The organism is Portibacter lacus (genome assembly GCF_021533215.1).
Classification (GTDB): domain Bacteria; phylum Bacteroidota; class Bacteroidia; order Chitinophagales; family Saprospiraceae; genus Portibacter; species Portibacter lacus.
In genome coordinates this window covers 84,925-104,280 of the sequence record NZ_JAJNKA010000008.1, presented here as the reverse complement: position 1 = coordinate 104,280, position 19,356 = coordinate 84,925, and the positions used below count along the sequence as shown (strand labels likewise).

Sequence of the window (19,356 nt, the reverse complement as noted above, 5' to 3'; positions counted from 1 at the left end):
GTAAATGCTTAAACGGTCAAAGTTAGTGAAAAAATATGCCATTATTGATATAGAAACTACTGGAGGCATGGCCAAAAGGGATAAAATTACGGAAATCGGAATCGTAATTCATGATGGTGAAAAGATAACTGATAAGTTCGAATCCTTAATAAATCCAGGTAGATCCATTCCGCCTAACATTACTAGAATTACTGGAATTACAGATGAAATGGTTGCCGATGCTCCCCACTTTTATGAGATCGCAAAAAAAATAGTGGAAATGACAGAAGGTGCAATTTTCGTTGCACACAATGTAAGATTCGATTATACTTTCATAAAGGAAGCTTTCAAAGATTTAGGCTATACTTTTAGCAAAAGGCAACTGGACACGGTGAGACTTGCTAGAAAAACTTTCCCTGGCCTAAAATCATATAGTCTTGGAAACCTAATCAAGCATTTTAATATTAAGGTTAATGCGAGACACCGTGCATTAGAAGATGCCGTCGCTACGACGGAATTACTAGAATTAATATTTGCTAAGGAAGACTCGGAAGACAATATCAAAATGTACATCAATCATGGTCTGCGTGAATCTCAGCTTCCGAAATCGATCACAATGGAAAGACTGCATGAACTTCCTGAGGAATGTGGAGTCTATTATTTTTATAACGAATATGGCAAAGTTGTATACATCGGTAAAAGTATCAATATTAAAAAGCGCGTCGTTCAGCACTTCGTGAAAACAACGAAGAAAGCTGAAAACATGCAACGACAAGTGCATTCTATAGATTTCGAACTTACTGGTTCTGAGCTTATTTCCTTATTGCACGAGTCTAGAGAAATAAAAATCCACCAGCCAGAGATCAATAAGATTCAAAAGAATGCGCACTTTCCTTACTTCATCCACCACTTCAAGGATGAACTTGGTTATACACGATTAAGAATTGAGAAAACGTCGAAGAAACGGAGGTTGAATAAAGAAATACTGTCTGATTATTCCAGCTTAGCAGGAGCAAAATCACATGTCAAAAATATTTCTAAAGAGTTTGGATTGTGTCTAAAGCTGAATGATCTAGAAACCAATGATGGACCGTGCTTCGATTACAAAATCCATAATTGCCTTGGCGCCTGCATCTTAGAAGAGGATTGCGAAAGTTATAATGAAAGAGCCGATCTTGCCATTCTTCACATGTCTAGACTCTTCAAAGACAATTTCATTTTAATCGAACAAGGAAGAACCAAAGATGAACATTCAGTTATCTTAGTAGAAGATGGATATTATCGAGGATTCGGATATGCGACCTCGGAGGATCTAAATCAAGGTGTGGAGGAAATAAAAGAAACTATAAAATACGTAGAGGAAAATCCAGAAACCAATAATATCGTTCGGAATCACATCCTAGATCATCCCCAATCGAAAATAATTTCCTTTTAATTAGAGCAAGTCATATCAGAAATAATTTTCCACTCTCCATCTATTTTGCGAAAGATAAGGGTAAAGAATCCACTTAAGTCTTCGTCAGATCGAGTAAGATAAAACGAACCAGTCAAAGCGGCTGATTTTTCTTCCACAGGATATATATCAAATATTTCAAATTTCAATTTGCCCATTTTCTCTATCGTCGGATATCCTTTTTTATAACCATCTAAAGTCTTTTGCCATCCCATGCTCGTCCTTCCAGAACTTGTAAATCGGAGTTCCTCTGATTTCCAGTAACCCGCCATGAAAGTCTCTAAATCTCCTACGTTCCATGCATCTTGTTGCAATGCCATAACTTGTCTAATCGCATCCTGATCCTCTTGTGATTGTGAAAAGGATAGAAATGGCATGGCTCCGATCAATAAAATAATTGTAAATTTCATTTCTAAATCAATATAAATGGTTACAGAATTTAAGCAAGATAATATTTTCGATACAGAAAGGCTTTTAGTCCGAAGATTAATATCCACTGACATCGGTCCATTTCATGAAATGCAGGGTAATATCGAAGTAATGAAATATGCAGGAGGAAAAGCCAATTCCATGGAAGAAGATATCAAAGACTTAGCATATGTTATGGGATGTTATGATAAGCCCGACAATGATTTCTGGGTTTGGGCGGCAGTAGATAAAGGCCGTGAGGAATGCATCGGAACGATTGCATTAGTTAAAGACAAAGAGGAAAATTGGGAAATTGGGTTTAGGCTTCCTCAGTCCCAATGGGGAAAAGGATATGCTACAGAGCTTGTAGAAGGTCTCATCAAACTTTGTGAATCGATAGATGGTTTAGACAACATTATTGCTTACGTCGACCTCAGAAATGTGGGTTCGCAAAAAGTATTAAGTAAAACTGGATTCGTGAATCTGGGAATTAAGTATAATGACGAGGAAGATTGCGAAGATTATATTTATTCTGTAAGTACACGTGGATAGGGAGCTGGATGAGTGTATCACATATAGACAAAAATCTATAGATATTCCCTTTCGATTAGAACCTTCTCCATCTGGGATTGTAGTTCTTTAGCTTTCTCTCGAGCAACTGACGCAAAATCCTCACCTGACGAAGCAAATATAATTCCTCTGCTAGAATTGACTAGCAATCCAACTTCCTTATTCAGCCCATATCTACTGACATCCTCGATCGTTCCACCCTGAGCTCCCACTCCTGGAACTAAGAAGAAATTATGAGGCGCTATCGATCTTATTTTTTCAAAAGCTTCAGGATGAGTTGCTCCTATCACAAACATCAGTTGGTCTGGATCAGACCATTCCTGAGCACGTTCCAGTACTAATTCATGAAGTTTCTTTCCAGAAATATCACAAAAGTGCTGAAAGTCATCACTACCTTTATTAGAAGTTAATCCTAGTAAAATGACATATTTTCCTTCGAAACTAAGAAATGGTTTTACTGAATCTTCGCCCATATACGGAGCTATGGTAACACTATCGAACTCATAGGTTTCGAAAAAAGTCTTTGCATATTGTAAAGAGGTGTTTCCTATATCTCCTCGCTTAGCATCGGCTATCGTGAAAATATCATCTGGAATATATTCCAATGTCTTTCGGAGACTCTCCCACCCTGATGCCCCAAGAGATTCGTAGAATGCAATATTAGGTTTATATGCAACGCACAGATCTTTTGTTGCGTCTATAATTGCTTTATTGAATTCGAAAATCGGATCTTCTAATGTTAACAAGTGCTTAGGAATTCTGCTAATATCAGAATCTAGGCCAACACATAAATAAGACCGTTTTGCTAGAATTTGCTTAAATAAAAGTTGATTATTGAATGCCATTTACTGCGTGTACTCCGTTAATCTGTGGGATTCTTGATTTGATTGCCTGTTCTACTCCAGCTTTCATGGTCATACTTGACATGGTGCACATTTCGCAATTGCCTAACCATTTGATTTGGACCATAAGTTCATCTGTAACATCAAGAACTTCAATATTTCCTCCGTCTACCGCTAAATGAGGTCGAATCTCTTCAAGTGCCACATCTACACGATCTATCCATTCTTGTTTTTCTTTATCAGACATATTACAAAATTACGTATTTATTTTAACAATCTGTGTAGGTGCCATCGCTTCATTTCGAAGATTAACTTGCTCGAGTGTTCTTTCTGCCATTGACATAAAATAAGGATACGCTGGATGATCTGGATTCAATACTGCTGGTTCCCCACCATCACCTGCTTCACGTACACTTTGAATCAATGGAATCTGGCCTAACAACGTCGTTTTCGATTCTTTAACCAGTCTTTTTCCAGCTCCCTTCCCGAAAATATAATATTTATTATTTGGCAATTCTTCTGGTGTAAACCAAGACATATTTTCCACTACGCCGATTATTGGAACATTGACATTAGAAAGCTGAAACATATTCATTGCCTTCAGCGCATCTACATAAGCTAATTCCTGTGGAGTTGTTACCATTACAGCACCTGTTACGGGCACGGTCTGAACCATCGTAAGTTGGATATCACCAGTCCCAGGAGGCAGATCGATGATCAAAAAATCTAGTTCTGGCCATAAGCAATCGTTGATGAACTGCTTAATGATACCACCTAGTCGAGGACCTCTTAATACCACAGCTTGCTCAGGTTCAATGATAAAACCAATAGAAATGGTATAAATCCCATACTTTTCTAAAGGTCTCATTTTAGCCTGACCATAAAGTTTTTCTAACTTAGGTCGCTCACCTTGCATTCCTAGTAACGTTGGAACAGAAGGACCATATAGATCTGCATCCATTAACCCTACTTTCGCGCCCATCTTCTTAAGTGCCAATGCTAAATTCACGGCAACGGTAGACTTACCTACTCCACCTTTTCCACTTCCGACCGCTATGATGTTTTTAATCTGCGGAAGATTATCAGCCTTCCCGCCAGCTTCACTTCCAGCCATGTGAACATGAACTTGTGCCTCAGGATATACTTCTTGAATAGCAGCCATACAAGCGAAGTTTAATTCACTTTTTATCGCTGCATCACTCGGAGGAACTTTTAATGTAAACGTTACATTATTTCCATCTATCTTTAGACCATCCACCATTTTAGAGCGAATAATATTCAGTCCTGTTTTAGGATTCAATATGGTAGAAAGTGCTGTTACTATTTTATTATTGTCAATGGACATTTATCTCTTTTTTATGCAAATGTAAAACATTTAAAACTCAATAATGTTCCAGACGATCAACAAGAGCGTTATTTTATTACTTTTGCATAAAATTTTAGTCCCTTATAGATGAGAATATATCGCAGGCTGGAGGATATTTCCGAAATTGAGAAAGCGGTGGTGACCATAGGTTCATTTGACGGAGTACATCGCGGTCATCAGAAAATAATTTCGAGAATCAACCAACTCGCTAATGAAATAGGCGGCGAAAGTGTTATTATAACGTTCGATCCGCATCCTAGAAGTGTGATTTATCCAAAGGATACTTCGCTGACTTTGCTTAATTCTTTAGACGAAAAGATCAAATTACTTGAAAAATTTGGAGTTGATCATCTCGTCATTGTGCCATTTTCTATAGAATTCTCACAAATGCATCCCCGAGAATATGTAGAAAATTTTCTTTTAAAATATTTTAAGCCAAGTTATCTAGCCATCGGATATGACCATCGTTTTGGTCTTAATCGAGAAGGAAATATCGATCTTCTTAGAGAATACGAAAAAACACATGATTTCAAAGTCATAGAAATCGAAGTGCAAGAAATAGAAGAAATTACCATTTCAAGTACCAAAATCAGGAAAGCTATCCAGCAATCTGAAATGGCCACTGCACATAAATTTCTCAATTATCATTATATCATTTCTGGTGAAGTTGTACACGGTGAAAAAATCGGTAAAGAACTCGGTTTTCCAACGGCAAATATTCAGGTTTCAGAACCAAAAAAACTGATTCCGCCCGACGGCGTCTATGCAGTGTTTGTAGAAGTGGATGGGCAGAATCTAAAAGGAATGCTCTACATTGGCAATAGGCCAACACTGAAAGGTCAGCCAGAACAGCGAGTAGAAGTAAATATTTTCGACTTCAATGAAGATATTTATGGAAAAGAAATAACGGTTCGAGTTGCCATGTTCATAAGAGATGACATGAAATTCTCCAACCTTCAGGAACTTAAAGTTCAGCTTCATGAAGACGAGCAAGAAACAAGATTAGTCTTACATGAGTATGAAAAAAGAGAGCATGTAGAAGTGCCCATATGCACTATTGCCATTATTAATTACAATGGCTCAGACTATCTAGAATCATACTTACCATCGATATTATATAGTAGCAACGATTTAGTGGACTATTTAGTAATCGATAACGCTTCTACCGATGATTCGATCGACTACCTTAAGGAATGGCATCCTGAGGTTAATATTCTTCCATTTACTGAAAATTATGGTTTTGCAGATGGATACAATCGATCTATGAAGGATATAACATCAGAGTTTACTGTATTACTAAACAATGATGTTTTAGTTACAGAAAACTGGTTAGATCCGATTTTAGAGATCATGAAAGCCGATCCTACAATTGCAGCTTGCCAGCCGAAAATACGGTCTTTAGTAGCGCCAAAGAAGTTTGAACATGCAGGAGCAGCAGGAGGTTACTTAGATGCTTTAAGTTATGCTTATTGTAAGGGCCGAATTTTCGATGAAGTAGAAATTGATGAAGGCCAGTACGATGGTACGCACGAGATATTTTGGGCATCAGGTGCAGCGATGGTGGTTCGGACAGAAGTTTTCAATAATCTCGGTGGTTTCGATGGCAATTACTTTGCACATTACGAAGAAATCGATCTTTGCTGGAGAATGAAACGAGCGGGATATAAAATTCTGGCAGTAAATGAAAGTATCGTTTATCACTTAGGTGGCGGAACACTACCCTACCAGAGTACTAGAAAGATTTATTTAAATTTCAGAAACAGTCTGAGAACTTTGCTCAAGAATGAGCGAGGCATGATCAAGTATCTGAAGTTCTTCCTCAGGCTTATTCTGGATGGAGCAGCAGCATCAATGCTATTTATAAAAGGTCAATGGAATGCCATTCCTACCGTTATCAAAGCGCACTTTTCTATTTATGGTAATTTTCGTCAGATTAACAAGACCAGAAAGAAGTACGATGCGCTTATTAATAAATATCGAATCGGTCCAGAGAATAGAACTGGGAAATCAAGCAAAATAATTCCTGTTTCATTTTATCTATTGGGCAAGAAGAAGTATAACGAGCTATGAAAAAGAGCTATGACATCATATTCGAAGACACAGAAATCCTAGTAGTCAATAAAGCTGCAGGTGTTCCTGTCATTCCTGGAAGGACTTCTGAAATGGATTTTTCATTGAAATATTTATTCAAGAAAAAGTATGGCGACATCTTTATCGTTCACCGTATAGATGCAGAAACGAGCGGCATTGTTATTTTAGCAAAAGATGCGGAAACTCATCGTCGGTTGAATACGATGTTTCAGAACAGACAAATTGAGAAGCAATACTTATTACTTACTAGAGGAATTCCAAGGCCCGATGAGGGAGAAATAGAGCTTAGTCTAAAGAAACTTAATAATCAGAATAAGAGTGTGGTTTCGAAAGAAGGAAAAGCGGCTTTGAGCACTTACAAGGTCTTGAAAAAGTACCAAAACATTGCTTTATGTGAAGCTGAAATTAAAACAGGAAGACATCATCAGCTCAGAGTGCACTTTAAGGCTATCAATACTCCGCTTTTGGTTGATCCAATTTATGGAGATCCTGGCTTCTATTTATCAGAAATCAAGGCTAAGAAATACAACAAGAATAAGGATGCTGTCGAACGTCCGCTAATGAATAGGTTATCTCTGCATGCTAATAAGCTATCGTTTCTTCATCCAACCTCGGGAGAGAAGATGAGCTTCGAAGCAGCATTGCCTAAAGATCTTAGGGCCGTTATTAATCAGCTAGACAAAAGCGTCTAATTCTTCGGCTTTAAGCTCCCATTCTTTCATCTTATCTTCAAGTTCTTTCTTGAGATCTCCGTGCTTAGCAAGGATTTTATCTTTTTCCGGATCCTGGTAGAATTCTGGATCGTACATTTTATTTTGCAATTTCAGAATAGACTCTTCTAACTTCTCTATATCTCTTTCCAGATATTGAACTTTCCTCTTCATTTTCTTTAAGTCATCACTGCTAATTTCTTTCTTCGCTGCTTTTTCTTTGATCACTTCCACCTGCTCCACGTCTCTCATATTATCAAGTGCTCGCTTATCTAAGAAGTAATTAACATCTCCTAAGTATTCGATGATTTTATTGTCTCTGAATTCAAATGTCTTATCCGTAAGACCATTCAAGAAATCTCTATCGTGCGAAACAATAATACAAGTCCCTTCATAATTCATGACGGTATCTTTCAGAACAGCTTTTGCTTGAATATCTAGGTGATTCGTAGGCTCATCCAGAATTAATAAATTGAATTCTCTTAGCACCATAATCGCAAGTGCAAGCCTCGCTCTTTCTCCACCAGATAGTACGCTAACTTTCTTATCCACATCTTCGCCGCTGAATAAAAAACTACCTAAAATGCTTCGCAATTTGGGTCGCTGTTCTGGCGAAGCATTGTCCTCCATGGTTTCCAGAAGGGTTTTATTTCGGTCTAACTCTTCCGCTTGGTTTTGCGCGTAATAGCCGATCTCTACATTATGTCCTAGTTCTATCTTTCCAGATGTCGCTTCTATATTTCCTACTATTAACTTCGCTAAAGTGGACTTACCTTGACCATTCTGTCCAACGAAAGCAACTTTCTGACCTCGTTCAAGTTCAAAATGAATGTCTTCTAAGACTTTGATCGGACCGTAGTTTTTACTGCAGTTAGCATCGACCACTAATCTACCAGAGCGCTGAGGTTTTGGAAACCTCAAATCCATATCTTTAAGGTTAAATGCATCGATAGAAATTCGTTCTACTTTATCCAATTGCTTTTGCATGGATTGAGCCATTTTGGTTTTTGTAGCCTTGGCCATGAACTTCTTAATGATCTTTTCTTTCTGCTCTATATCTTTCTGCTGATTCTTGTATGCAGCTTCCTGGATGGTTATTCTTTCTTCTCTAAGCGCAATGTACTTGTAATACGATGCCTTATATTCATAGAAAACACCATTATCTATTTCTATTGTTTTATTACAAATGGTATCTAGAAACTGAGTATCATGCGAAATCAGTATAATGTTACCTTCGTAATTTTTCAGATACTTTTCAAGCCATATAATCGACTCTATATCTAAGTGATTCGTAGGCTCATCAAGTAGTAAAACCTCTGGTTTACGCAATAGCAATTTGGCAATTTCCACCCTCATCTGCCAGCCACCACTAAATTCGCTAAGTTTTCTATTTAGATCTTTAGATTTAAATCCTAGTCCAAGTAAAATTTTCTCCGCTTCACTCTCGAGCGTATTTCCTCCTAGAATATCTATCCTAGTAAATAAATCAGCTTGTTTTTCAAGTAATTTATGAAGAAGATCCATATCCTCGATCCCTGTTTCCAGTTCTTGATTAATCTCTTCTAACTCGTCTTTCAGTTTATTAACCTGCTCAAAGGCTTTCTTGGCTTCATCTAAGATAGGTGTATCATAATTTAGATCCAAATCTTGTTCTAGGTAACCAAGTGAAACACCATTCTGAATATTGATGCTCCCTTCATCAGGTGAAAATTTGCCACAAAGTAGTTTGAGCAGACTGGATTTCCCAGCGCCATTTCTTCCGATTAGGGCAATTTTTTCATTTTTTTCAATGGTTAAACTAGGGCGGTTAAATAAAACCCGATCCCCATATTGAATATAAAGTCCTTGAACGTTTATCATATTAATTCAGTCGATGTGATTCTGGAATCTGACCGATAACTCCGAAGGAACTACCTTTATTCTCCAAAACTTTTTTCCATAAAACATTTTCGTCTTTGTGGAATAAATAATTTGAATCCATTTCTGCAGCGATCCATGATCCAGTTTTCAACTCATCTGCGAGTTGTTCTTCAGACCAACCTGAATATCCTACAAAAAATTGGATGTTACTCTCTTTGATTAATTTGGCTTCAATCAAAAACTTTAAGCGTTCAAAATCTCCTCCCCAATAAATCCCGCGATATACTTCGACACTATCTTCTAGTAAGTCACCTTTATCGTGAATATAATGAATTGTATCAGTTGCTACAGGTCCACCGAAGTAAACGGTGGAATCTATCTCTGGAAAATTGCTGATCAAATCTTGAACTTTCATATGCAGCGGCTTATTTAAAATAAAACCTAATGATCCTCTAGTCGTATCATGTTCACATAATAATACAACAGAACGCTTAAAATTAGGATCAAGCATAAATGGTTGTGCCAATAAGAGTTTTCCAGCTTTTACTTCCATAAATACCTCTAAGATAGGTTACAAAACTTCACACGGAATTTTTCGATCTACTTTTTTTACCAAGCCAATTAAAACTTTACCAGTTCCACCCACTTCTACGAATGATTCAACACCAGCTGAAATCATATTCTGCATGGTCTGAGTCCAAAGTACTGGGGCTGTTAATTGTTTGATTAGATTTTCCTTAATGATCGCAGGGTCCGATTGTGGTTTACCGTCAACGTTCTGAAAAACAGGTACAGATGGTTGATTAATATTACTAACATTAATCGCTTTTTCAAGATCTTCCCTTGCAGGTTCCATAAGTGGTGAGTGAAAAGCGCCACCTACATTTAATATTAAAGCTCTTCTCGCTCCTGCCTCTGTACATTGATCAACAGCTTTCTGAATTCCAGCCATAGAGCCAGAAATAACTAACTGACCCGGGCAATTATAATTCGCAGGAACAACAAGCTCATCTATTCCGTTACAGATATCTTCGACTACTTGATCTTCAAGTCCTAAGATTGCTGCCATCGTAGACTGCTCTAATTCACATGCTTTTTGCATAGCAATTGCTCTTTTGCTTACGAGACTTAATCCATCTTCGAATGATAACGCTCCTGCAGCTGTCAGCGCAGAAAACTCACCCAAACTGTGTCCAGCAACAAAGTCTGGTTTGAATTGGTCTCCAGCTAAACGAGCTTTGATAACCGAGTGTAAGAATACAGCTGGTTGTGTTACTTTAGTTTCTTTTAGATCTTCTCCACTTCCGGATTTCATAATTTCAGCAATATCAAATCCTAAGATTTCACGTGCTTCATCAAATAACTTCACAGCTTGATCAGATAATAATAAATCTGATGCCATTCCTTCAAATTGTGCTCCTTGACCTGGAAAAATATATCCTACCATAAAAAAAAATTATACTCTATTAGATAAAAGTAATTTTAAAAATTCGTTTCTAGTTTCTGTTTTTCTGAATTCACCTGTAAATGCTGAAGTCGTTGTAATAGAATTTTGCTTCTCTACCCCTCTCATCATCATACACATATGTCTTGCTTCTATTACCACTGCTGCTCCTAATGGTTTTAATGTATCCTGAATACAATCTAAAACTTGGTGCGTAAGTCGTTCTTGAACTTGCAATCTTCTAGCGAACACATCCACCACCCTCGGTATTTTACTTAAGCCTACTACATGCCCATTAGGAATATATGCAACATGAGCTTTTCCGAAGAAAGGTAATATATGATGTTCACACATTGAATACACTTCTATATCCTTTACAATTACGATTTCACTATACTCTTCTGGGAATAAAGCGGATGTTAAAATTTCTTTTGCATCTAAATCATAACCTTGCGTAAGAAACTGCATTGCCTTAGCAGCTCTTTCAGGTGTTTTGATAAGTCCCTCTCGAGAAGGATCTTCTCCTAATTGTTCTATAATAGAAGTATAATTTTTAATTAATACCTCAGTAGTTTCTGGATTGTACGATTCTTTCTTGTTGTATGACATAGTTATTTTTTATTCACCAAAATATTCTGCATAAATGGTGTCTGTTTCTACTAGTTTCACAGAATGTAATTTACAACTATCGAGATGGGGTTCTAGTTCATTCCAAAATAAAATTACTAAATTTTCAGTAGTAGGCATTAATTCGCTCGGGATGAAATCAACATCCAGATTAAGATTAGAATGGTCTACTTTATCTACGATCGTCTCTTTGATAAGTACACTTAATCTTTTCGCATCAATCACAAAACCTGTTATGGGATCAGGTTCCCCCTTCACCGTTACGACTAGCTTATAGTTATGTCCATGCCAATTTTTATTTGCACATTTCCCAAAAACCGCAAGGTTCTTTTCTTCACTCCAGTCTTTCACCCAAAGCTTATGTGCAGCATTAAACTTCTCTATTCTCGTTAAATAAACCATTACTCCCAATTTAAGCTGCGAAAATACGAATAAGCTTTTAAAGATTATTAATTTATCTTTATTCTATTATTTATCGATCAGTTAGACCCTTTCATCTAAAAATCAATTTATGGCAAACCTATTTGTAAAAATTTCAATTAGTAGGACTAATGAGCTTAAAGACAGATTTTAAAATTAATATTCCTGATTGGGCGAAAAGGGATACCCTTTTTCATGCACTTTTCTGGGTAGGTTTGTATGTAGCGCTCATTATTATAGATCAGAATCCGACTAGTGTTTTCACTTTGATCATAGAGCTCGTTAATCTGGTTTTTTATATGATCATCGTTTACTTCAATTTATACTTTCTGATTCCCAATTATCTTAGAAAGAATAGTGGCATCAATTACGCCATAGCACTTGTTCTAACTGCGATTATCCTTACACCTATTAAAACGATTTTATTCTATTTATTATTTACGGATCAACCAGGTGTTCAGAGTTATTTTATAGCTAAACAAGGTATCATATTCTTCCAAATGCTTTTTTACGGATCTATTTCTACCATTTTCCAAATCATCTTAGACTGGCAGAAAGGAAGTGTAGAGAAAATGGAGTTACACCATAAGAACACAGAAACGGAATTAAACTTTTTAAAATCTCAGATCAATCCTCATTTTTTATTCAACACTCTGAATAACCTCTATGCGCTTACCTTAAAGAAGTCCGACCAAGCACCAGAAATTGTCTTAAAACTTTCAGAAATGATGAGATACATGCTTTATGAATGTAATGAAGAGCGTGTTCCTCTTAGAAAAGAAGTAAATTACTTGGAGAATTACCTAGAATTAGAAAAGCTCAGACAAAAAAAACATATTAAAATTGACTTCTTAGTTTCCGGATTAATCAAAGATCAGAAAATTGCACCACTAATGTTTATTCCGTTCTTGGAAAACAGTTTTAAGCATGGACTTAATAATCAATTAGGAGAAGGGTATGTCAAAATATTACTTAAGATCATGGAAGATGAGATTCACTTTTCCATTGACAATAGTAAAACAGAGACTGCACCTAAACCTCATGGTAAGAAAAGTGGAGGTATAGGATTGGTAAATGTTAAAAGAAGACTTGACCTACTCTACCCTAACAGCCATGAACTCAACCTTAAAGAAAGCCCAACAAATTATTACATTGACTTAAAAATTAAATTAAACAACTAACTTTATAAATATGATTAACGTAATTATAGTAGACGACGAACCGCTTGCATTAGATGTTTTAGAAACATTTATCAACCAACTTCCAAATATAAATCTTTTACAAAAATGTGAGAATGCCTTCGAAGCGAATGAAGCCATTAAAAAACATGATGTTGACCTTTTATTCTTAGATATTCAGATGCCTCAGCTAACGGGAATTGATTTTTATAAATCACTAACTAATCCACCAGAAGTTATTTTCACAACTGCTTATTCTAATTATGCAGTGGAAGGTTTCGAAATGGATGCAATTGATTATTTAGTAAAGCCGATTTCACTTGATCGTTTCATGAAAGCTGTAAATAAAGCTACAGAGAAAATAGGGAACAAATCTGAAGTACATGTTGGAAGTGATGACGAAGACTTTATTTTCGTCAAGGCTGATAAGAAGTTAGTCAAAGTAAACTATAACGACATCTTATATATAGAAGGCTTAAAAGACTATGTGATTATTCGAATGAAGACTGGTAGAGTAATTACTTTACAAACCATGAAGAGTCTAGAAAGTAAACTTCCAGAAAGATTCTTTAAGAGAATACATCGCTCATACATCTTAGGCCTTAATCAAATCCAAGCGATAGTAGGAAACACAGTAGAGATCATTGAAAATGGCAAGACAAAGCAGTTGCCAATAGGAAAAAATTATAGAGAAGAATTACTAGAAATTGTTAATCAGAATCGACTTTAGAATACTTCGAATTTATTGATTCTTACTCCAGATGTAGTATTGGCTTTTACGATGTAAAGGCCATTATTATAATTGGAAATATTTACACTTTCAGAGCGCCCATTTAATGAAGTATTTTGATCCATTAACTGGCCGGTTATTGAATAAATCTCATAAGAAATAATATCATGGCCTCCATTCATGTGGAGGTTAATTTCTTCTGAAGCTGGATTAGGGAAGACAAGCATTGGAGATGCTTCTTCTGTATTCGATCTTTTCTTAAGACTTAGATAAACAACACCTTCAGCAGAAGGTAAGCTATAAAGCTGACCATTAGAAGACATCACTTGAGCATCTGTTAATTGTACTTCCACTGGAATTACACCTTCACTTCCTACTCTAAATCCTCCGACTACATCTTCTTCAACTATAAAGTCTAACTTACCTAATTTTCCTGCACCACTTTTAGCATTTACACCTAATCTAGATACAGCCGTTTCTATAAATCCTGGTCTAACTTGCTGAAAAATACCAATTACTTTCTCATCTACACCAAACCACGAGTCTGAGTAGTATTCTAAATTGACTGATGCGGAATCAACTAAAGCACTTGAAAATCCTAAATTATAAACTAGACCATTAACATCTAAAGCTAAATTCTGATCGTTTCCGATTCCGATTTCAAATGAGATTATATCACCAGCAAATACTGTATCCTGTGTAGGAACGATACTAAATGGGTATGACTTATTATTCAACGTTTGTGGTGGGATCAAAGCATGATTTTGATTATAATTTTCATATATCGCATCAAAATCTAATTCATCTACAATCCCATTTCCATCTGCATCTGCAAACTTTGCATTTACTCCATTCAATGAGTTATCTAACCAGTCACTTGTTTTCCTACCGATCCATCCGTTTGCACCATTCCACTCTGTTTCTGCTCCAGAACTACCGATAGCATATGCTGCAGTAATTAAATCTGAAGAATTTACAACTCCATCATTATTAGCATCTCCTGACCATACACAACCTGTAAAACACTTACAATCTGAAAGTTCATTAGGAATTACATTTACACTAATGCTAATGTATTTACACTTTCCATCTACGCAATACTTAATTCGGAAATCATCTTCACCAGTATAATTCCAAGATGGCTCATAAAGGATAAGATTTCTTCCTGAAATAATTTCGCATCCAACATCAATCATAGAATTTCCACTATTTACAACTAGTGAACCATGATCCGGCTGGCTTACGATACTAAAGGAATAATTTTCAATAGGAATATTGTAATCAATAACCAGGGCTGAATTTCCAACCGTCGTAAAGTTGTATTCAACAGAAGTGATAGGATTAAAATTGTTTACATGAATGGTGACTGTTCCTGTTTCAGAATCGTAACCATTGTAAACCGTATATTCTAGGTCTTTTGTTCCAGTAAAATATTTAGATGGTGAATAAGTAAACTCACCTTCGTCTCCTCCTGGAATTAGATCTGATGAATGATCTATGATTGTTTGATTCTGGATATAATCATTATCAGTAACATTTAATGTAACTGGAGTACCTTTAGATGTATATCTTACATCATCAACTACCCAACTATTCGCTTCTTCTTTCTCTACTAACCTGAAATAAACTTCGCGCGTTATATTTCCATTGGTAAATACAATAGTTTCACTAGCTGTTGTATTCTGATAAGGTGTATATTTCTGTACCCCACTTAAAGATTCAAATTTTCCATACTGAGGTTGTGTAGTTGGTACAAATCCATCAAAAGGAAAATCTAATTCAACAGATTCACCACCATAGCTTACCACACTTATTTCATCTGTACTTAATATCTTACTGTAATCTAAAACTTTTATTTTCAATACTCCAGTACCTGACTTACCTACAGCATCCTTAACAGAATAGTAAACAAATGCATCTCCTTCAAAGTTAGGTGATGGAATAAAACTTATTTTACCATTAGCTATACTTGCAATCCCTCCTTCTGAATACAAAATTTCAGATAATGTAAGTGGACCATCAGATCGGGAATCATTCTCTAAAACATTAATGAATGAAATAGGACCATTCTTCTGAATAGTTTCTCTATCATCTCCACAACTAATAATAGATTTCGTGATGGTAAAAAAGATGGTTGTATAATCAGGAACTGTTAATCCAGTTTCACTATCTATTTTGTAATATTCTATTACTGCTTTAGAACTCCCCTCCTCTACACCAGGCTGATATGAGTAGGTGTAAGTATTTAAACCAGTTGGTGAAGGAATGATCTGGAAATTTCCAAATTCAGGATTAGAAATAACCGAAGGTACGGCCGCAGAACTTATATAGCCTTGATGATAATCTGATCCAATAATGTCTCGATATTGAAAGTGAGCATTATTTTGGCTAACTCCCAATACAGGCAACAGTAGTACGAATACAACTAACAAACAAAGCGACTTGAATATCACTCTTATCATGGGAACTGCTATTAATTTAATTTTTCAAACGCTAAGATAATAAGAAAAAAATAGAAAACTATTATATATAATAATATTTAATATGAAATCTTATCACTTACAGATTGATTCAGAGCCCATTTTATATATAAATAATTTAATACAAAGTATTTACATATAGTATATATCTTTAATGTATTGTAAAATAATTTACTATAATTACTAAAAATAGTTAAAAAAAACATACTTCTATCTGGATCATCTCTCCCACACTATTTCAAGCTAAAAACTACACTAAATGAAAACCGAAATAAAGACACCGAAAGGAACAATTTGTGTTATTTAAGAGTCCAGATTTTACTTCAGCAAGCTAAATAGTATATTTACATTCATTCTATAATGAACGTTATGCAAAATCTCAAAATTCTTAAAGCCTTAAAAAGACTGTCTATTTATGACTTGAACAGGTTTAAGAAATTTGTCCACTCTCCGTATTTTAATCAGAATGAAAATTTAGAGCAGCTCTTTGACTTCTACTATGATAAAATAAAGAAGCAAAAGTTCGATGATTTAGAAAAGGAGAATATTTGGAAGTCTGTTTTTAAAGGGCTAAAATTTAATGATTCGAAGTATAGAAAATATAACACAGATCTTCTAAGTCTACTTGGAGAGTTTCTATCGGTGGAACAGTTTAAGGCTCAGCCACTTCAGGAATCAACTAACCTACTAGAAGCAGTGATTGACAATAAAATGCCTGAATTATACAACTCCGTTTTAAAGACAACAGAAAGACTTTCTGAAAGGCACTTAGAACGTAACGCTACATATTACTTCTATCAGTATATGGCTGAAAAGCACAGGTTCAATCTTACAAGCGAATTTGAAAAAAAATCAGCTTCCAAAACCAAAATTCAGTTCTATAATATTCAAGATATTAATGACAACTTAGATTACTTCTTCGTGGCTGAAAAGCTTCGCTATTACTGTTCTATGCTTTCTTGGAAAAATGTCATAAAACATGACGTGGAACTACTATTTATAGATGATATCGTCGAATTAGTAAAGCAAAAGAAATATTACAATATCCCCACGATCGGTATCTACTACCAGATCTATCTGACTACGATAGAGCCCGAGGATCCAACACATTATTATAAGCTAAAGGAATTAATCCATAAAAACCTTAGTCTCTTTCCACAACAAGAAGCGAAGCACATATTTGATGCCGCTCTTAATTACTGTGTACGTAAGGTTAATAAAGGAAAGAAGGAATTTAATAATGAGCTGCTTAATATCTACAACGAAGGATTAGAGCAAGAAGTTTTATTGGTCAATGGTGAAATTACGCCAACTTCATTTAGAAACATCTGTATCATAGGCTTGCGACTCGGAGACATTAAATGGGTAGAAGATTTCATCAAAGAATATTCTATTAAGATCAATCAGAAATATAGAGACAATGCCATTAAATTCAATAAAGCAAGGGTTGCTTTATTCAAAAAGGACTACGATGGTTTAATCGATTTACTGAACGAAGTAGAATTCGATGATTTCGTCTATACATTAGATTCTAAGCTGATGCTTATCATTGCTTTTTATGAATTAGACAATAAAGATCTAGCAATTTCATCTGTGAATGCTTTTAAGGTATTCTTAGTTAGACACAAGAATATTCCAGATCAATACAAGCTAATATTTGGTAATTTCAATAGTTTCCTAGAGAAAATAGTTAAGTTGTCATACGATAAGAAAAAATTGGAAAAATTAAAGATCGACCTCCTTAATGAAAAGAGTGTTGCTTCTAAGAATTGGTTAACAGAAAAAATAGAAGAATTACTGTGAAAGTAGAAAAATGGATAACGTCGAAGGAAAAATTTGCTTTGTTAAGTAAAGGAAGTGGAAAACTTAAAGATTTCACTTTTCAAAACATTGACTTCACCACAGAAAAAATTGATTGGTCAAATTTTATAATTTGTTCTACAACATTGTTAGGCTGTAAGTTAAAGGAAGAAGACGAAATTCATCTTCTCCGAAAAGGAGCGCTGATACTGCCTGATTATAATGAACTTCCCTTTAATCCTTACCGAGAACACCTATATACGTGGCAGGAACTAGAGGCTATTTCTACCAATGAAAAATCACTTGACTTAAATATATACGAGCATTTCTATGAGACGAGATATTCTCCTAGTATCAATGATTCTCTCTGGCAAAGAATACATGACCATGCCATCGATACTTCATTAAGACACCTACTTACTCCGCTTAGAAATGGTGACTATAAGAAGAAGATCGTTGGATTCATGGGTGGACATGGGACCTTAAGAACAGATCCATATTATACGAAGACCGCATTTACCGCTAAAGCTATTTCAGAATATGGATATTTTGTAGCTTCTGGAGGCGGTCCAGGAATTATGGAAGCCACTAATTTAGGTGCATATTTTAGCGGCAGGTCAGACAAAGAGCTTCAAAAAGCGATAGAAATGTTATCTATCGCTCCGCATTTTACTGACGAAGGCTTTATGGAGATCTCTAAAGAGGTCATTCAGTTATTCCCAGAAGGTCAGGAAAGTTTAGCCATTCCAACCTGGTTTTATGGACATGAACCGAGTAATGTATTTGCTTCACATATTGCCAAATACTTTTCTAATAGCATAAGAGAAGACACTTTACTCGCTATCTGCTTACATGGTATCATATATGCACCTGGAAGTGCAGGAACAACTCAAGAAATCTTTATGGATGCTGCTCAAAATCATTATGGCACTTTCGGATATGTGAGTCCTATGGTATTTCTAGGTAAAGAACGGTATGAAATGAATACCATGTTATTTCCAGTATTAAAGCAACTTGCTAAAGGAAAAGCCTATCAAAAAATGCTTTTTCTAACGGATGATCCCGAACAAGCCATCCAATTTATCGAGAAAAACCCTCCAAAAAAAATAAAATAGAAAAGGCAAATTTTTCATCACTCTTGTAAATTAAGTTTAGACTAATCTAAATTTAAGCCATTAAGCATCTCTCTTCTTTTGCTCCTGAGGTCAACGAGTGCAACACTTCCACGCCATTCATGAAATTATAACATGTTGATTAACAACATAATAACATGTGAACATATGGTCATATATCAACATTAAAAATTTTGTTAAATTCTTTTAGATTCCTTTGTTTTATGGATTAAATGGCACAGTTTTGTCATAATAATAAAGTATTAAAATAAATGAATCTTAGATT

18 protein-coding genes are annotated in these 19,356 nt (G+C 35.5%); 8 read left to right on the top strand and 10 right to left on the bottom strand.

What is annotated here, in order from left to right; genetic code table 11:
- Nucleotides 1–25 precede the first annotated feature (25 nt).
- Complete coding sequence (locus tag L2586_RS14845; RefSeq protein WP_235293707.1) at nt 26–1,414, top strand: exonuclease domain-containing protein; 1,389 nt, start codon at nt 26–28, stop codon at nt 1,412–1,414.
- On the opposite strand, the gene L2586_RS14840 is transcribed toward L2586_RS14845, so the two are convergent.
- Complete coding sequence (locus L2586_RS14840; protein WP_235293706.1) at nt 1,411–1,842, bottom strand: YybH family protein; 432 nt, start codon at nt 1,840–1,842, stop codon at nt 1,411–1,413. The two genes, L2586_RS14845 and L2586_RS14840, sit on opposite strands and share 4 nt — an antisense overlap.
- Before the next feature lie 16 nt (nt 1,843–1,858).
- On the opposite strand from L2586_RS14840, the gene L2586_RS14835 reads away from it, so the two are divergent.
- Nucleotides 1,859–2,392: a GNAT family N-acetyltransferase gene (locus L2586_RS14835; RefSeq protein WP_235293705.1), complete on the top strand. Its 534-nt coding sequence runs from the start codon at nt 1,859–1,861 to the stop codon at nt 2,390–2,392.
- 35 nt (nt 2,393–2,427) lie between these two features.
- Here L2586_RS14835 and pyrF read toward each other — a convergent pair whose 3' ends face one another.
- The 3 genes from pyrF to L2586_RS14820 are packed head-to-tail and all read right to left on the bottom strand — an operon-like array spanning nt 2,428 to nt 4,597.
- Nucleotides 2,428–3,255 carry an orotidine-5'-phosphate decarboxylase gene (gene pyrF, locus L2586_RS14830; protein ID WP_235293704.1) on the bottom strand — a complete coding sequence of 276 codons (828 nt, stop codon included), beginning with the start codon at nt 3,253–3,255 and terminating at the stop codon, nt 2,428–2,430.
- Nucleotides 3,242–3,499: a NifU family protein gene (locus L2586_RS14825; RefSeq protein ID WP_235293703.1), complete on the bottom strand. Its 258-nt coding sequence runs from the start codon at nt 3,497–3,499 to the stop codon at nt 3,242–3,244. The genes pyrF and L2586_RS14825 overlap by 14 nt, the downstream gene beginning before the upstream one ends.
- Before the next feature lie 9 nt (nt 3,500–3,508).
- Entirely contained in the window at nt 3,509–4,597 is a 1,089-nt protein-coding gene (locus L2586_RS14820) for an Mrp/NBP35 family ATP-binding protein (RefSeq protein ID WP_235293702.1), read from the bottom strand.
- A 108-nt stretch (nt 4,598–4,705) separates the two neighbouring features.
- Between L2586_RS14820 and L2586_RS14815 the strand changes: the two genes are divergently transcribed.
- Nucleotides 4,706–6,688, top strand: coding sequence for a bifunctional riboflavin kinase/FAD synthetase (locus L2586_RS14815; protein ID WP_235293701.1), 1,983 nt, complete (start codon nt 4,706–4,708; stop codon nt 6,686–6,688).
- A complete protein-coding gene (locus L2586_RS14810; RefSeq protein WP_235293700.1) occupies nt 6,685–7,401 on the top strand; it encodes an RluA family pseudouridine synthase in 717 nt (238 codons plus the stop codon). The genes L2586_RS14815 and L2586_RS14810 overlap by 4 nt, the downstream gene beginning before the upstream one ends.
- Here L2586_RS14810 and L2586_RS14805 read toward each other — a convergent pair.
- The 5 genes from L2586_RS14805 to L2586_RS14785 are packed head-to-tail and all read right to left on the bottom strand — an operon-like array spanning nt 7,384 to nt 11,752.
- Nucleotides 7,384–9,279: an ABC-F family ATP-binding cassette domain-containing protein gene (locus L2586_RS14805; RefSeq protein WP_235293699.1), complete on the bottom strand. Its 1,896-nt coding sequence runs from the start codon at nt 9,277–9,279 to the stop codon at nt 7,384–7,386. The genes L2586_RS14810 and L2586_RS14805 overlap by 18 nt on opposite strands.
- 1 nt (nt 9,280) lies before the next feature.
- The gene (locus L2586_RS14800; RefSeq protein ID WP_235293698.1) at nt 9,281–9,832 is read right to left on the bottom strand and encodes a YqgE/AlgH family protein; all 552 of its coding nucleotides are present in this window, start codon (nt 9,830–9,832) and stop codon (nt 9,281–9,283) included.
- Between the two features lie 18 nt (nt 9,833–9,850).
- The gene (gene fabD, locus L2586_RS14795; RefSeq protein ID WP_235293697.1) at nt 9,851–10,726 is read right to left on the bottom strand and encodes an ACP S-malonyltransferase; all 876 of its coding nucleotides are present in this window, start codon (nt 10,724–10,726) and stop codon (nt 9,851–9,853) included.
- 9 nt (nt 10,727–10,735) lie between these two features.
- Entirely contained in the window at nt 10,736–11,332 is a 597-nt protein-coding gene (gene folE, locus L2586_RS14790) for a GTP cyclohydrolase I FolE (RefSeq protein ID WP_235293696.1), read from the bottom strand.
- Nucleotides 11,333–11,341: 9 nt separating this feature from the next.
- A complete protein-coding gene (locus tag L2586_RS14785; RefSeq protein ID WP_235293695.1) occupies nt 11,342–11,752 on the bottom strand; it encodes a 6-pyruvoyl trahydropterin synthase family protein in 411 nt (136 codons plus the stop codon).
- A gap of 149 nt (nt 11,753–11,901) precedes the next feature.
- Here L2586_RS14785 and L2586_RS14780 point away from each other — a divergent pair, with 149 nt between their 5' ends.
- Both L2586_RS14780 and L2586_RS14775 read left to right on the top strand, forming a co-directional pair.
- Nucleotides 11,902–12,951 (top strand): sensor histidine kinase, encoded by a 1,050-nt coding sequence (locus L2586_RS14780; protein ID WP_235293694.1) that lies wholly within the window; start codon nt 11,902–11,904, stop codon nt 12,949–12,951.
- A 10-nt stretch (nt 12,952–12,961) separates the two neighbouring features.
- Nucleotides 12,962–13,678 carry a LytR/AlgR family response regulator transcription factor gene (locus L2586_RS14775; RefSeq protein ID WP_235293693.1) on the top strand — a complete coding sequence of 239 codons (717 nt, stop codon included), beginning with the start codon at nt 12,962–12,964 and terminating at the stop codon, nt 13,676–13,678.
- On the opposite strand, the gene L2586_RS14770 is transcribed toward L2586_RS14775, so the two are convergent.
- Nucleotides 13,675–16,140: an Ig-like domain-containing protein gene (locus L2586_RS14770; protein WP_235293692.1), complete on the bottom strand. Its 2,466-nt coding sequence runs from the start codon at nt 16,138–16,140 to the stop codon at nt 13,675–13,677. The genes L2586_RS14775 and L2586_RS14770 overlap by 4 nt on opposite strands.
- 387 nt (nt 16,141–16,527) lie before the next feature.
- On the opposite strand from L2586_RS14770, the gene L2586_RS14765 reads away from it, so the two are divergent.
- Complete coding sequence (locus L2586_RS14765; RefSeq protein ID WP_235293691.1) at nt 16,528–17,961, top strand: outer membrane protein assembly factor BamD; 1,434 nt, start codon at nt 16,528–16,530, stop codon at nt 17,959–17,961.
- Entirely contained in the window at nt 17,958–19,073 is a 1,116-nt protein-coding gene (locus L2586_RS14760) for an LOG family protein (protein WP_235293690.1), read from the top strand. The genes L2586_RS14765 and L2586_RS14760 overlap by 4 nt, the downstream gene beginning before the upstream one ends.
- Nucleotides 19,074–19,356 lie beyond the last annotated feature (283 nt).